General features: G+C 67.7%; 13 protein-coding genes. 8 read left to right on the top strand and 5 right to left on the bottom strand.

The features are described from left to right. Positions 1-91: 91 nt before the first annotated feature. The 4 genes from CRM89_RS10350 to CRM89_RS10335 form a co-directional block, all read right to left on the bottom strand. A complete protein-coding gene (locus CRM89_RS10350; protein WP_371391982.1) occupies positions 92-2281 on the bottom strand; it encodes a heavy metal translocating P-type ATPase in 2190 nt (729 codons plus the stop codon). A 77-nt stretch (positions 2282-2358) separates the two neighbouring features. Further along, positions 2359-2730: a BlaI/MecI/CopY family transcriptional regulator gene (locus tag CRM89_RS10345; protein WP_169812125.1), complete on the bottom strand. Its 372-nt coding sequence runs from the start codon at positions 2728-2730 to the stop codon at positions 2359-2361. Between the two features lie 142 nt (positions 2731-2872). Continuing rightward, positions 2873-3145, bottom strand: coding sequence for a hypothetical protein (locus CRM89_RS10340; RefSeq protein WP_054811689.1), 273 nt, complete (start codon positions 3143-3145; stop codon positions 2873-2875). A 305-nt stretch (positions 3146-3450) separates the two neighbouring features. Then, entirely contained in the window at positions 3451-5013 is a 1563-nt protein-coding gene (locus CRM89_RS10335) for a multicopper oxidase family protein (RefSeq protein WP_054811688.1), read from the bottom strand. A 266-nt stretch (positions 5014-5279) separates the two neighbouring features. Between CRM89_RS10335 and CRM89_RS10330 the strand changes: the two genes are divergently transcribed. From CRM89_RS10330 to CRM89_RS10295, 8 genes are all read left to right on the top strand, one after another. Then, positions 5280-5669 carry a BlaI/MecI/CopY family transcriptional regulator gene (locus tag CRM89_RS10330; protein ID WP_086849335.1) on the top strand — a complete coding sequence of 130 codons (390 nt, stop codon included), beginning with the start codon at positions 5280-5282 and terminating at the stop codon, positions 5667-5669. Between the two features lie 590 nt (positions 5670-6259). Then, on the top strand, positions 6260-6871 hold the full coding sequence (locus CRM89_RS10325; protein ID WP_127516122.1) for a hypothetical protein: 612 nt from the start codon (positions 6260-6262) through the stop codon (positions 6869-6871). Positions 6872-7025: 154 nt separating this feature from the next. After that, the gene (locus CRM89_RS10320; RefSeq protein WP_054811724.1) at positions 7026-8105 is read left to right on the top strand and encodes a PLP-dependent cysteine synthase family protein; all 1080 of its coding nucleotides are present in this window, start codon (positions 7026-7028) and stop codon (positions 8103-8105) included. Further along, positions 8102-9742: an MFS transporter gene (locus CRM89_RS10315; protein WP_086849337.1), complete on the top strand. Its 1641-nt coding sequence runs from the start codon at positions 8102-8104 to the stop codon at positions 9740-9742. The genes CRM89_RS10320 and CRM89_RS10315 overlap by 4 nt, the downstream gene beginning before the upstream one ends. 108 nt (positions 9743-9850) lie before the next feature. Further along, a complete protein-coding gene (locus tag CRM89_RS10310; protein WP_086849339.1) occupies positions 9851-10525 on the top strand; it encodes a YcnI family protein in 675 nt (224 codons plus the stop codon). Positions 10526-10851: 326 nt separating this feature from the next. Next, positions 10852-11325 carry a hypothetical protein gene (locus CRM89_RS10305; RefSeq protein WP_086849340.1) on the top strand — a complete coding sequence of 158 codons (474 nt, stop codon included), beginning with the start codon at positions 10852-10854 and terminating at the stop codon, positions 11323-11325. Positions 11326-11461: 136 nt separating this feature from the next. Continuing rightward, positions 11462-12517, top strand: coding sequence for a sulfite exporter TauE/SafE family protein (locus CRM89_RS10300; protein WP_086849342.1), 1056 nt, complete (start codon positions 11462-11464; stop codon positions 12515-12517). A gap of 14 nt (positions 12518-12531) precedes the next feature. Continuing rightward, positions 12532-12747 (top strand): heavy-metal-associated domain-containing protein, encoded by a 216-nt coding sequence (locus CRM89_RS10295; RefSeq protein ID WP_172964473.1) that lies wholly within the window; start codon positions 12532-12534, stop codon positions 12745-12747. On the opposite strand, the gene CRM89_RS10290 is transcribed toward CRM89_RS10295, so the two are convergent. Further along, positions 12748-13212, bottom strand: a complete 465-nt coding sequence (locus CRM89_RS10290; protein ID WP_098083853.1) for a DUF2752 domain-containing protein — start codon at positions 13210-13212, stop codon at positions 12748-12750. It lies immediately after the preceding gene. Between the last annotated feature and the right edge of the window lie 62 nt (positions 13213-13274).

Here is a 13274-nt window from a genome sequence, read left to right as displayed (position 1 = left end):
ACCGTCATGACGACGGTGCAGGTTGTCCACCGTCATGACGACGGTGGACAACCTGCACCGCAAAGGATGGCTCGAGCGGACGCGACTCGGCTTAGTCAGCTAGCACCGCGTCCGGACTCAGGTCCAGGCGGCGGAGCAGTTGGGCATTGACCGCGACGACGACGGTAGAGGCCGACATCAGCAGGGCACCGACTTCCATCGGAAGTGTGATGCCCCAGTGCGAGAGCACGCCCGCGGCCAGGGGCACGGCGATGATGTTGTATCCGGCTGCCCAGACCAGGTTCTGGATCATCTTGCGGTAGGTGGCGTGCGACAGTTTGATCACCGATAAGACAGCGCGGGGGTCGTCGGAGGCCAGCACGACACCGGCGGAAGCGATAGCGACGTCGGTGCCGGCGCCGATGGCGATGCCGACGTCGGCACGGGCGAGGGCGGGGGCGTCGTTGACGCCGTCGCCGACCATCGCCACGGTGTGCCCGGCGTCTTGGAGGGCTTGGACTTTGGCGCCTTTGTCCTGGGGCAGGACTCCGGCGAAGACTTCGTCGATGCCGAGTTGGGCAGCGACAGTGCGGGCGACGGGCTCGGCATCGCCGGTGATCATGGCCACGTGGATGCCGCGAGCGTGCAGGGCCTTGATGGTCTGGGCGGATTCGGGGCGGATCTCGTCGGCCAGAGCTAGTGCCCCGATGAGCTTCCCGTCGCGCAGGACGTGCAGCACGGTCGATCCCTGCGCGGACCACTCGGCCGCAGCGGGTGCTGGGTCGAGGTTGTGCTGGTCGAGCATCGCGGGCCCACCGACGCTGATCTTTGTGCCGTTGATTGTGGCGGTGACTCCGACACCGTTCTGGGCGGTGAAATCTGTCGCGGTGGGAATGCTGATGCCGCGTTCGGTAGCAGTGTTGACGATGGCGCGACCCAAGGGGTGTTCGCTGTCGGACTCTGCGGCTGCGGCCAAGGCCAGGACTTCGTCGTCACCGATGCCGGGTTGGGTCGAGGTGGTGGCGACGACGGCGGGTTCGCCGCGGGTGAGGGTGCCGGTCTTGTCGAACAGGATCGCATCGACGGTGCGCATTCTTTCGAGAGCGCGGCGATCGGTGATCAGCACACCGGCTTTGGCAGCTCGTTCGGTCGCGATCGAGACCACAAGCGGGATCGCCAGTCCCAGGGCGTGGGGGCAGGCGATGACGAGCACGGTGATGGTGCGGGTGACCGCGGATTCGGGCTGCCCGAGCAGCAGCCAGGTGATCGCGGTGATGACCGCTGCGCCGGAAGCGAACCAGAACAACCATGCCGCGGCGCGGTCGGCCAGCACCTGGGCGCGTGAGGTCGAGTTCTGCGCTTCGGCGACCAGGCGCTGGATTCCGGCCAGCGCGGTGTCGGAACCGACTGCGGTGATCCGGACCCGTAGAGCGGAGTCGGTGGTGACGGTTCCGGCGACAACCCGGTCGCCGGGGCCACGGTGGACCGGGCGGGATTCGCCGGTGATCATGGATTCGTCGACGTCGGCGCTGCCGGTCTCGACGCTGCCGTCGGCAGGGACTCGTCCGCCCGGGCGGACGACGACCAGGTCGCCGGTGCGCAGGTCAGTGACCGGCACGGTGGCGGTGGTGCCGTCCTCTCCGAGACGTTCGGCTTCGTCGGGCAGCAACGCGGCCAGCGATTCCAGCGCGCTGGAGGCTTGGCCGAGCGAACGCATCTCGATCCAATGGCCCAGCAGCATGATCACAATGAGCAGTGCCAGTTCCCACCAGAAGTCGAGCTCGTGGGCCAGCAGGCCCAGTGTCGAGCCCCAGGAGGCGGCGAAGGCCACGGTGATCGCCAGCGCGATCAGCAGCATCATCCCTGGCTGACGGGAACGGATCTCGCTGACCGCCCCTGTCAGGAAGGGCCGTCCGCCCCAGAAGAACATCACGGTGCCCAGCGCAGGGGACACCCACTGCAACCCGGTGGGCACGGTGTAGCCGATGAGGTCGGCGAACATCATGTCCGCGGCGACGACCGGCACGGCCAGGGCGAGCATCACCCAGAACAGGCGCCGGAACATCGCGACGTGATCGCCGTGGCCCGCGTGCCCGCCGTGGCCTGTGTGCCCGGCGTGATCGTCGTGGGTGCCGTGGTCGGGTGCAGGCGCACCGTGATCGTGGCCGGAGGTGGCGGTGTGCTCGTGATGTTCGGGTCTCGGGTGCGAGGCCTCGTTGTGGTCAGGGCCACGGCTTCCGCCGTGTTCGTGAGTGTGGGCGGTCGCTGGGTCGGCGTCGGAGCGTAGGTGATCGCTGGACATGCGCTGACGTTCCTTTGGGTCGACGGCAGGGGCGCAGCCGCGGCCGAACTCGCCGCGACCAGGGCGAACGGGATGGCTCAGCTTTTGGATCGGTTGGATTTTCCGCGGCGGAGCAGGGCGCGCAAGGCCTCGGATTCATCCTCGCTGATCTGGTCGACGAAATGCGCCAGCACGAGATCGGAGCGCGTGCCTTCGAGGGCATCACGCATGAGCTGTGCGCTGTATTCCTCGCGGGTGAGGGTGGGCCAGTACAGGTATGCCTTGCCATGGCGTTCGCGGTCGAGCCAGCCCTTGCGGTGCAGGTTGTCCATGGTGGACATCACCGTGGTGTAGGCGATCTCGCGTTCGAGCAGCAAACTTTCGTAGACGTCACGGACGGTGAGGTCGTCTTCGGCCGCCCACACGCGCTCCATCACGACGGCTTCGAGATCGCCGAATCGGTGTGCCACGACCAACCTCCTGACAGGAACCTTAAATCTACGTAGCAATATCGTAGGTTGTTCGGTGATGTTCTGTCACTTCGACCTGGTCGAAGTGCAGATGAGGGTCGATCGCCATCGTGGGATCGACCCTCATCTGACCAGGCCTGTGTTACCAGCTGCCGGTGCGCGGAAGCGGGAATCCGGGCCGGTAGTTGTTGAGCAGCGGGGCCTGATGGTTGCGGTGGTTGCCGTGGCGACTGCCCGGGTGGTGGTCACGGTGGCGGTTGTCGTGTGCGGCGGAGACCTCGGTGGCCGATGCGGTGGTGCCGGCGTCGGCGAGCGCCGGAGAGGCGAGCGTGGCAGTGGCGGCGACGGTGAAGATCGCAAGGCCGACGCTAGTGGCGATCCGGCGCGTGCTCTGCGGTGAGGATTTGGTGTTCATAGTGGCCTATCTCGTAGAACTACTATCTACGTACGCAGATAGTAGTTTGCTTGTCACGTCGCCCTGGTGGAATTTCGTGGGTCGGCCGACTGGCGACTCGACGGCCGACCCACGTGACCCGTTGGGGGTCACATTTGACAGCACGAGGCCATCATCGAGCACATCCAGTCGCACAACATCTTCATCGGGTTCATCGGTCGGTCACCTCCTTTCGCATCGGTGGCGGGCATCAGGTATCGGTGGGCGGTACGCGCACTGACGCGCGGTGGAAACCGCGGCATGGGGCAGCGGCACTCGGCCTGGGGTTATTGCTCGTAGGAGACGACGGCCATCATCCCGGCTTCACCGTGGTAGACGTTGTGGCAGTGCAGCATCCACTGGCCGGGGTTGTCGGTGTCGAAGTCGACTTCGACGGTCTGGTTGGGCACCACGATCAAGGTGTCCTTGCGTGGCCCGGCCCCGGAGCCGGTGACGACCTGGAAGGTGTGGCCGTGCAGGTGCATCGGGTGCCACATCATCGTCTTGTTGTTGAACCGCAGCCGGACCCGTTGCCCGGCAGTCACATCCAGCGGGGCATGGTCGGGGAAGGCTTTGCCGTTGATCGTCCAGATGTATTTGTTCACGTCGGCTTCCAGGACCACATCGAGGATCTGATCAGGTTTGCGGTCGGGCAGCCGGACGGCCTCGGCCGCGCTCAGCCTGTCCGCTGACAGCGGGATCGCGGCCAGTTCGGTGGGGCGAGCATCCGGCGGTGGTGGAGTGCCGGATCCGGTTCGGATGAGCGCGAAGCCCTGACCGGTCTTGCCTTCGGCGGAGGCGACCAGCGGGAACACCCCGTCGCCGAGTTCGACCACGGCGTCGTAGCGTTCGCCCATCCCGATGAGGATGTTGGCGGTCGACACCGGATCCACGGGGAAGCCGTCGGTGTGGGTGACCCGTAGCTGGTGACCACCGAGGGCGACGCGGAAGGCGGTGTCGGAGGCAGCGTTGATGATGCGCAGCCGCATCCGCTGTCCCGGGCGGCCCTGCAGGACCACGGGGTCGGTGCCCAGGCGCCCGTTGATCAGGTAGTAGGGGTATTGCACGTCGCCGGTGTCGGTGCCCAACGGCATCGCCGGGTCACTGGGTGCCGACATCGGCGCCGAGCCGCTCATCGACATTCCGCCGTGGTCCATGCCGCCGGATTGCCCTCCCATGTCCATTCCGGCCATGCCCTGCTCACGCAGCCTCGCCAGCTCCTTGTCCGGGTCGCGGCCGTCGACACCGTCGAGCCAGTCGTCGAGCACGATGACGGCTTCGGTGTCGTAGTCGGATCCCTCGTCAGGGTCCTCGATGATCAGCGGGGCGTAGAGGCCGCGGTCGAGCTGGACACCGACGTGCGGGTGGAAGAAGTAGGTGCCCGCATCGGGAACGGTGAATTCGTAGCGGAAGTTCGCGCCCGCGGCGATCGGGTCCTGGGTGATCTCGGGAACGCCGTCCATGTCGTTGCGCAAGGCGATGCCGTGCCAATGCACCGTCGTCGGCGCGGGCAAAGCATTACTCAGTTCGGCACGCAGCACCTCCCCGCGGCGCAACCGGATCTCACGCCCGGGCAGGGAGCCGTCGTAGGTCCAGGTCTGGACCTGGACCCCGCCGAGATCGACCGTGCTCGGCGCGGGACGCAGCGATACCTCGCGCACCGCCGCGGTGGCCGATCGCCGGGTGTCCTCGGCGGATCGGACCGCTTCGGAATCGGGGCCGACCGGAGAACGCTGAGGCGAGGTGGAATTCCCGCATGCCGCCAGCAGTGCGGCTGTGCCCGCACCGGCGCTCAGCGCCAGAAAGTTGCGCCGGGTTCTGAGCATGCCGAGGTTGGGTGGTGACGACATGGGCGTCTCCTTCGTCGTGTCGATACCGGTGATCGACTGGCCGGTGAATGACTGGGTTTGTGCAGGTGAAGAGGATTTCTCGTCGCATGCTAGGGCGCTCGTGTGTGGGGAGAGGCACGTGAGCGGGCGTGTTGGTTGTTCACCTCGTTGCCGCGCGAGTGAAACGAATTCGTCCTACGATCACGGCCAGGCTGTCGCGCGCGTCTCGTCGCCGAGATCTGCGCGGCCCGCTCGGTGCGGGTAAGCCGGAAGGTGAGGAGGTTCGGGTGGCAGGCGGCGGGTTCGGCGAGCTGGAAACGGTGGTCATGGACACGGTGTGGTCGGCCGGCGAGCCGGTCAGTGTTCGCCAGGTGCGCGAGGTGATCGCCGGCGGGCGTGAGATCGCCTACACCACGGTGATGACCACCATGGACAACCTGCACCGCAAGGGCTGGCTCGACCGCGAACGTCACGGCAAGGCCTACCTCTACTGGCCCACTCTGACTCGCGAGCAGTACAGCGCCGGACTGATGCGCGCCGCGCTCGATGCGGGCGGCCGCGCTGAAGACGTGCTGGCCCGGTTCATCGAAAGGATGACCCCCGCGCAATCGCAGCGGTTGCGTGAGGCGCTGCGGCAGCGGCCGCGAGGGATCGATCACCCCGACTCCAGCGGCTAGCGGGGTCCGGAGCACACGCGAGGTGTGCAGTGGCCGCCGTCGTCGGACGGGTCGTGGCGACCGGCGTCGGCGCGATCGTGTCCGTGCCCGCGTGGACCACCATCGGTGCTGTGGCCGTTGTCGACGCGAGAGTTGCCATGCCAGGCGGTGCCCCGGCCGTCATCGGCGCCCGCGGGTCGGCCGCTGGTCCCCGAGGCCGACGGTGCCGCGGTCGCGGGAACAGCGACCAGAAAGGTCGCAGCCGCGGCGATCGATGTGGCAGCCAGCAGGCGGGCGGGAAGGCGATGTCGCTGGGGTCGGGCGGTGGTGGTCATGATGGTCCCTTTCATCGTTGCCGGTGCGGTTTACCGCCGGCGGGCGGCGGGTTAGCCGCATTCGGACGAACAAACGGTGCTCGTCACGTGCTCGTCACCGGGGCATGTCACGGATGTGACTCGCGCAAGGTCTTGTGGTCCGACACGCCGAGGCGTGCGCCTGATCACACAACACAAACTATTTACGTACCGAGATAGTAGATTGATCGCTGTGGTTGTCAACCAACCCTCCGCTTGCGGATAGGGTAGGAACCGCCAAAAGTATTGGTGCCCAGCGTGATCGAGTTCGGGAGGTGGAGTTTGCGCAGCAAGGCAGCGTGGGGGCTCTCCGCGCCGGTCTACGACACGAAGACGGGCACACGATCCCATCGCGACGCTGTGGATGTGGCGGCGGCGCCATTGCGTTCGCCGTTATGTGTTCGTTATTGTCGCGGCATCGTGAATTCTCTCGGTCGGATGCGCAGGGGTAGCTGGTTGGCAGTTCTGCTGCTGGCCGCCCTGGTGATCGTTCCTGCCGCCGATTGCCTGCTCTTCAATGATCAGACCGGCTCACGTGTCCATCACGCGCTCACCGCTGCCGCGCCCGTCAGCGCGACTGACCACGACCACGCCGATTTCGACGCCGCGACCGGCCACGACCACGCCCTCCCTACCGTCGACGCGACCCAGCTGTGCATCGCGCACGCCGGGCACTGCCCGGACAAGGCGCTGCCGCCGGGCATCGTGTCGCTGACGCTGGCCGCTCTGGTGCTCGCCGCTTTCACCGCGGTCTGGACGCCGGCGTCGACACCGGACTCCCGCGCTGGTGGTATTCGTGGGCCGCCTACTGCGCCGCGTTCGCCTGATGGGCGCACTGTACTGACTCTGTTCTGTATTTCCCGACGCTGATCGGTCAGCGCCAGGCCGATCCGTCGTGTCCGGCCGGTGCTCGCTGCCCATCGTCGTGGCGTACCGCGAAAGCGGTCGCCTGTGCAGAGAAGAGACAGCAACCGTGAACAACACCTCGACCTTCCCCACCCTCGAACTCGCCCACACCCGTCGCATGCTGGGCGCCCCAGATGCCATCGATGCACCCCGCGGTCTGGTCGGCAACACCCCGGTGCTGCGGATCGGAGAACCTCTGGCCGGCGCCGATCGCGGGTTCTGGGCCAAGCTGGAAGGATTCAACCCTGGCGGGATGAAGGACCGTCCCGCGCTGCACATGGTGCAGAAGGCGCGCGAACGCGGCGATCTGGCGCCTGGCGCGCGCATCGTCGAATCGACCAGCGGCACGCTGGGCCTGGGGTTGGCGCTGGCCGGGATGGTGTACCAGCACCCGGTGACCGTGGTCACCGACCCGGGGCTGGAACCGATCGTCGCCCAGATGCTGGCCGCCTACGGCGCCACGGTCGACCTGGTCACCGAACCGCACCCGGTCGGTGGCTGGCAGCAGGCGCGGCGCGACCGGGTCGCCGAGCTGCTGGCCGCCGAGGACGACGCCTGGTGCCCGGATCAGTACAGCAATCCCGACAACGTCGAGGGCTACGAATCCCTGGCTTTGGAACTGATCGAGCAGCTGGGCACCGTCGATGTCCTGGTGTGCGCGGTCGGCACCGGCGGACACTCGGCCGGAGTCGCGCGCGTGCTGCGCCGCTACAACCCGGAGATGAAACTGGTCGGCGTCGACACGATCTCCTCGACGATCTTCGGCCAACCGGCCGGGCCGCGGCTGATGCGCGGCCTGGGTTCGAGCATCTACCCCGCCAACGTCGACTACGCGGCCTTCGACGAAGTCCACTGGGTCGCCCCGGCGGAATCGGTGTGGGCGTGCCGCACACTGGCAGCGACACACCACGCCACCGGCGGGTGGAGCGTGGGCGCGGTCGCGCTGGTCGCCGGATGGGCCGCCCGCGTCGCCGCGCCGTCGACCCGAATCGCCGCGGTGTTCCCCGACGGGCCACACCGCTACTTCGACACCATCTACAACGACGCCTACTGCGCCGAGCACGGGCTCCTCGACACCACCCCGCCGATCGCGCCCGAAGCGATCAGCCACCCCGGTGAACGGGTCGTGCAGCGCTGGACCCGCTGCACCACGGTGGTCTCGCCGACGGCAATGGCAGAAGGAGAACTCGCCTCGTGACCGTGGTCACCAAATTCGCCAGTTTCGACCGGCCCGCGCAGCTGTTGATGATCAACCAGTTCGGCATCAACCTCGGCTTCTACATGCTGATGCCGTACCTGGCCGGATACCTGGCCGGCCCACTGGGGCTCGCGGCGTGGGCGGTCGGACTGGTCCTGGGTGTACGCAACTTTTCCCAGCAGGGCATGTTCCTCATCGGCGGCACCCTGGCTGATCGGCTCGGCTACAAACCGTTGATCGTGGCCGGATGCTTGCTGCGTACCGGCGGCTTCGCGCTGCTGGTCTTCGCCGAATCCCTGCCCGCGGTGTTGATCGCTTCCGCGGCGACCGGCTTCGCGGGCGCGTTGTTCAATCCGGCCGTGCGCGCCTATCTGGCCGCTGACACCGGCGAGCGCCGCGTCGAGGCGTTCGCGGTCTTCAACATGTTCTATCAAGCGGGCATCCTCGCCGGACCGCTGGTCGGGCTGGCGTTGATGGCGGTCGACTTCCGCGTCACCGCCGGGGTCGCGGCGGCGGTGTTCGCCGCGTTGACCATCGCTCAGCTGTTCGCCCTGCCCGCCCGCCGCGGTGAAGCCCCGGCCGAGAAGACCTCGGTGCTCGACGACTGGCGCCGGGTCATGTCCAACCGGCGGTTCCTGGCGTTCTCGGTAGCGATGATCGGCTCGTATGTCTTGTCGTTCCAGGTGTATCTGGCCTTGCCATTGCAAGCGGAATTCATCGCCGGGGCACGCTCGCAAACCCTGGTCTCGGCCTTGTTCGTGGTTTCCGGCGTCGTCGCTGTCGCCGGTCAGCTGCGCATCACCGCGTGGTTGCGTGCCCGCTGGGGGCCGGGCAAGAGCCTGGTCGCCGGCATGGCCGTGCTCGCTGCGGCGTTCATCCCCTTGATCATCGTGCCCACCACGGGGCTTTTCGGCACCGTGGCCGCGGTGACCGCGCTGCTGGTCACCACCACGCTGCTGGCGATCGGCACGGCGGCGGTGTTCCCGTTCGAGATGGACACCGTGGTCTCGCTGTCGGGAAACAAGCTGGTCGCCACCCACTACGGCTTCTACAACACCGTCGTCGGCGTCGGCATCCTGGTCGGCAACCTGGCCACCGGTACCCTCGTCGGCGCCGCGCGCGACGCCGGACTGGACTGGGTCGTCTGGGCGGGCTTGACCGCGATCGGCGTCATCGCCGCCTACGCCTTGGCCCGGCTGGAACGCTCAGACCGCACCGCGACCACGCCCGAGCAGCACGTCACCGGACGTCATCGACTGCCCAGCGGACGCCACCGGCTCACCGAACCCGCCTTTGCGGGCTCGGATCCGGTAACCACCCCACTGCGCCGCCGACCCGGGCACGGCGTCGAACCGATGAATCGGCTCGGTACAGCGACCAAGCTCCGACCGACGGCCGAGTCCGACCAGCGCACCTACCGCCGACAGCCCCTACCGCCACGGCCTCGGCCAGCAGCCGGTGAAGACCGCCTCGGCCCCGGGCCTCGCATCCCGAACGGCGCGCCGCGCCCGTGGCCGGGTTCGGAGCCCGAGCGACGCGGACACCGCCGGGTCCTACCACCGCCGCCCCGCACACACCCCTCTGCCGAGGACCGGCGCTCGCGTTATCCCGCCACCGGACCGGAAACCAGGCGGTGAGGCCCGCCTGGTTCCACAGCCAGGCCGGTGATGTCGTCGAGCGCCGGGGCCCTCCCATCGGGTCCCGGCTCCCGATCGTTGCTCACCACCTACTCAAGGAAATATGACATGACCACAGTTCTGCGGCGCCTGGCCGTCACCTTCGGTGCCGCTGCGGCCGCCACCGTGTTCGCCGGCGGTATCGCCTCGGCGCACCTGGGTGTCGAAGCCCCCGGCGCCAAGCAAAACACCTCCGCGGTATTGACCTTCCGCATCTCCAATGAATCCGAGCAGGCCTCGACCACCGCGTTGACCGTCGAGCTGCCCGGTCTCAAAACCGCGCGTACCGAACCTCTGCCCGGGTGGACGGCCACGGTGAACCGGGATGCGGCCAAGATGGCGACCTCGGTCACCTGGACCGCGGATCCAGGTTCCGGTGTCGGCCCGGGCCAGTTCCAGCGTTTCGATCTCTACGCCGGGCCGCTGCCCACCAAGGACTCCGTCGCCTTCCGGGCCGTGCAGACCTACAGCGACGGCAAGGTCGTCACCTGGGACCAGCCCAGCGCCGAGGGCGCACCCGAACCGGAGTTCCCGCTGCCGGTCCTGGCTCTGGCACCCGCTCCCGCCGGTGACGGACACGGGCACTCCCACGCCGCCGCCCCGGCGGCCCAGGACGAGCACGATTCCGAGACCGGCACTGATTCGGCGACTCGCTGGATGGCTGCGGGCGGGCTGGGCTTGGGCGTGATCGCCGCGGCCGCCGCGGTGGCCGCACTGGCACGCACCCGCCGCACCTCTCGATAGTCGCTGAGCGGCCAGTGGGTGCAGATGCAGAAAACCACCGCGCTAGCACTCACTGGCCTGGTCAGGGGCCACGCATGGCACTGTTCGGGGTCGTGGCGGCATTCGCCGAGAATCGGGCAGCACGTTGTCGGCTTTGCGATGCCGCCATGCCTTCGCCCCGGGCAGCGCCGCGCTCACCGAGCTCAGTGGAGCCCGGAGTGCCGGACTGTGAAGTCTCAGCCTGAGTTGAGGCCGCTAGCGGTGGTGGCGTCGAGGGCAATCGAACACGACCGTAGTGATCGCGGGTGGGCTGCGCTTCCTACTGGCTCGCTTAGTAGGATCACGGCGTGATCTTCGCGCCGATGACTGCACGACGAGTCGCGCTGCTGCGGCTTGCGGTGGCGCTGTCGGCGTTCGTCGCGATCGCCCTCGTGCACGGGGCGCAGTGCCAGACCGGCATGCCGATGGGGATGATGGCGCACTCGGCCGCCATGGTCGGTGGTGTGGCGGGTCAGTGTGGTGGTGCGCAGGTCGGTGATGCCGGTTTCCACGAGCATGACCACGGCCCTGATTCCAGGGTGGGCGTCCAGGCTGCCGATACGCCGTTGACGGTGGCCGACGATGCCGTGCCTGCCCCGCCGGTGGGTCTGGTGATGGCGTGTTTGGCGGCATTCCTGGCGATGCTGGCGACACTCGCCTTTCCGCGGCGCGACGTCGTTGCCACTGTGCTTCGCCGAGCCCCGGATGTCGCGATGATACGGGTGCGGGCGGTCCTGCCGCGTGCACCGACCTTGGTCGAACTCTGCGTGTTGCGGACATAGGAGCGGGCGCCCGGGATGTGTCCGATGTTGTGACCGTCTCGGGTCTCGCGCCGCCGACTCTGTCGTCGGCGCGATCTGTCATGCCGTTGTCTTTCCTTTCCTCGCAGGAGTCTTCGTGAATCTTTTTCCTGTTCTGGTGACCGGCTTGTTCGCCGGCGGTGTGTCGTGTGCTGCCGTGCAAGGCGGTCTGCTCACCGGTCTGATCACCCGTCAGCGCGCCGCCACCGCGGCGGGTATCGGCGCTGCATCGGCCTCCGACAGTGCCGCTGGGACAACGACGGGCCAGCCGCGTTGGGGCCAACGGGTCGTCGATGATCTCGCCCCGGTCGGCGGGTTCCTTGCCGGGAAACTGTTGTCGCACACCGTACTCGGCGCGGTCCTGGGTGCCGTCGGAGGTGCCGTGCAGTTGTCGACCGGTGCCCGGACCTGGCTGCAGATCGGGGCCGGGCTGTTGATCATCGTCTTCGGTCTCGCGCAGCTGGGCGTGCCGGGGTTCCGGGGCATCGTGGTCGAACCACCCGCGTCCTGGATGCGGGTACTGCGCAAGCGGGCACGATCGCAGGCCGCGCTTGCTCCGGCGGTGCTAGGTGTCTCGACGGTCCTGATCCCGTGCGGGGTGACGCTGTCGGTGGAGGCGCTGGCCTTGGCCTCGGGCTCACCGTGGTGGGGTGCGGCGATCATGGCGGTCTTCGTGCTTGGTACCAGCCCGCTGTTCGCGATCCTCGGATACGCCGCCCGGGTCGCGGCCACGGTGTGGCGGGGCAGACTGGCCCTGGCCACCGGTGTCGTGGTGCTCGCGATGGGCTTCTACACACTCAACGGCGGCCTCGAGCTCGCCGGTTCGCCGCTGGCGGCCAGCCGGATCACCGAGTCGATCGGATTCGAACCCCCAGCAGCAGACGCCTCGGCCGCTGTCGTCGCCGACGGTGTGCAGACCCTGACAATCACCGCCAAGACCGGCTCCTACGGTCCCAAGAATATCGAAGCCGTCTCGGGCATCCCGACCACGCTCGTCGTCAAGACCAACCGAACACAAGGATGTATCCGGTCGATGGTCGTCCCGAGCCTCGGCATCACCGCGATGCTGCCGACCAGCGGCGAAACCCGCATCGACGTCGGCACTTTGCAGCCCGGCCGCTTGGACTACACCTGCGGTATGGGCATGTACTCGGGCATGATCACCATCCTCTGAAGGGACAACTCCGCATGACCACCCACATTTTCCGGATCGAGGGCATGCACTGCGGCAGCTGCGCACTGCTCATCGACGACACCCTCGAAGACCTGCCCGGCGTGGCCGGCACGCAGACTTCGATGAAGAAGGGCCGCAGCACCGTGGAGCTCGATGTCGCGGTCACCACCGTCGAGGACGTGATCGCCGCGATCACCGAGTTGGGCTACACCGCGGCGGTCACTCGATAGTTACGGGACCGGCCAGGGTTGGGTCAGCAGGTCGGCGTTGATCTGCTGGCGCACCCACAACCCCAGCACCGCGACCACGGCGACGATCCGCAACACGCGCCCCATTCCTGGACGCAGCGCGATCTGTAACCAGCGGCCGGTGAGCACCCCGACCGCGCCGCGCGCCAGGGCAAGCAGGGCGACGACGGCGAGGACAAGGACGCCGGGATTGTAGCGAAGAGACTCCGACACTTCGCCGGTCAGCAGCAGGTAGGTGGCCCGGGTTCCGCCGCAGAAAGGGTCCATGAGCCCGAGGAAATGCGTCGGCCCGTGCAGATCAACCGATGGGACACCGACAACCCGCAGCGCCGCGGCGCCGCCGAGGAATACGAAAGCGGACAGCGTCAGCCACTGCAAACGGTCACCACCGGGCCAGCGGGCGGCGTCGGGGACCAAGGACCGGCCTGCCATCATCGACTCCTTCACCTTCCTGGATACAAAACAGTAGTTCACAAGACGCCGAACAACCGCCAGCGCGATCGCCGGAC

Origin of the sequence: Nocardia sp. FDAARGOS_372, assembly GCF_002554515.1 — a bacterium.
GTDB classification, from domain to species: Bacteria; Actinomycetota; Actinomycetes; order Mycobacteriales; family Mycobacteriaceae; genus Nocardia; species Nocardia farcinica.
Note: the sequence above shows the minus strand (reverse complement) of the source record. Positions and strands in the feature narration are given on the sequence as shown.

Coding starts and splice junctions, on each gene's coding strand:
- CRM89_RS10350 (WP_371391982.1), bottom strand. CDS start 2,281: ATGTCCAGCGATCACCTACGCTCCGACGCCGACCCAGCGACCGCCCAC.
- CRM89_RS10320 (WP_054811724.1), top strand. CDS start 7,026: ATGCTGGGCGCCCCAGATGCCATCGATGCACCCCGCGGTCTGGTCGGC.
- CRM89_RS10295 (WP_172964473.1), top strand. CDS start 12,532: ATGACCACCCACATTTTCCGGATCGAGGGCATGCACTGCGGCAGCTGC.
- CRM89_RS10310 (WP_086849339.1), top strand. CDS start 9,851: ATGACCACAGTTCTGCGGCGCCTGGCCGTCACCTTCGGTGCCGCTGCG.
- CRM89_RS10335 (WP_054811688.1), bottom strand. CDS start 5,013: ATGTCGTCACCACCCAACCTCGGCATGCTCAGAACCCGGCGCAACTTT.
- CRM89_RS10340 (WP_054811689.1), bottom strand. CDS start 3,145: ATGAACACCAAATCCTCACCGCAGAGCACGCGCCGGATCGCCACTAGC.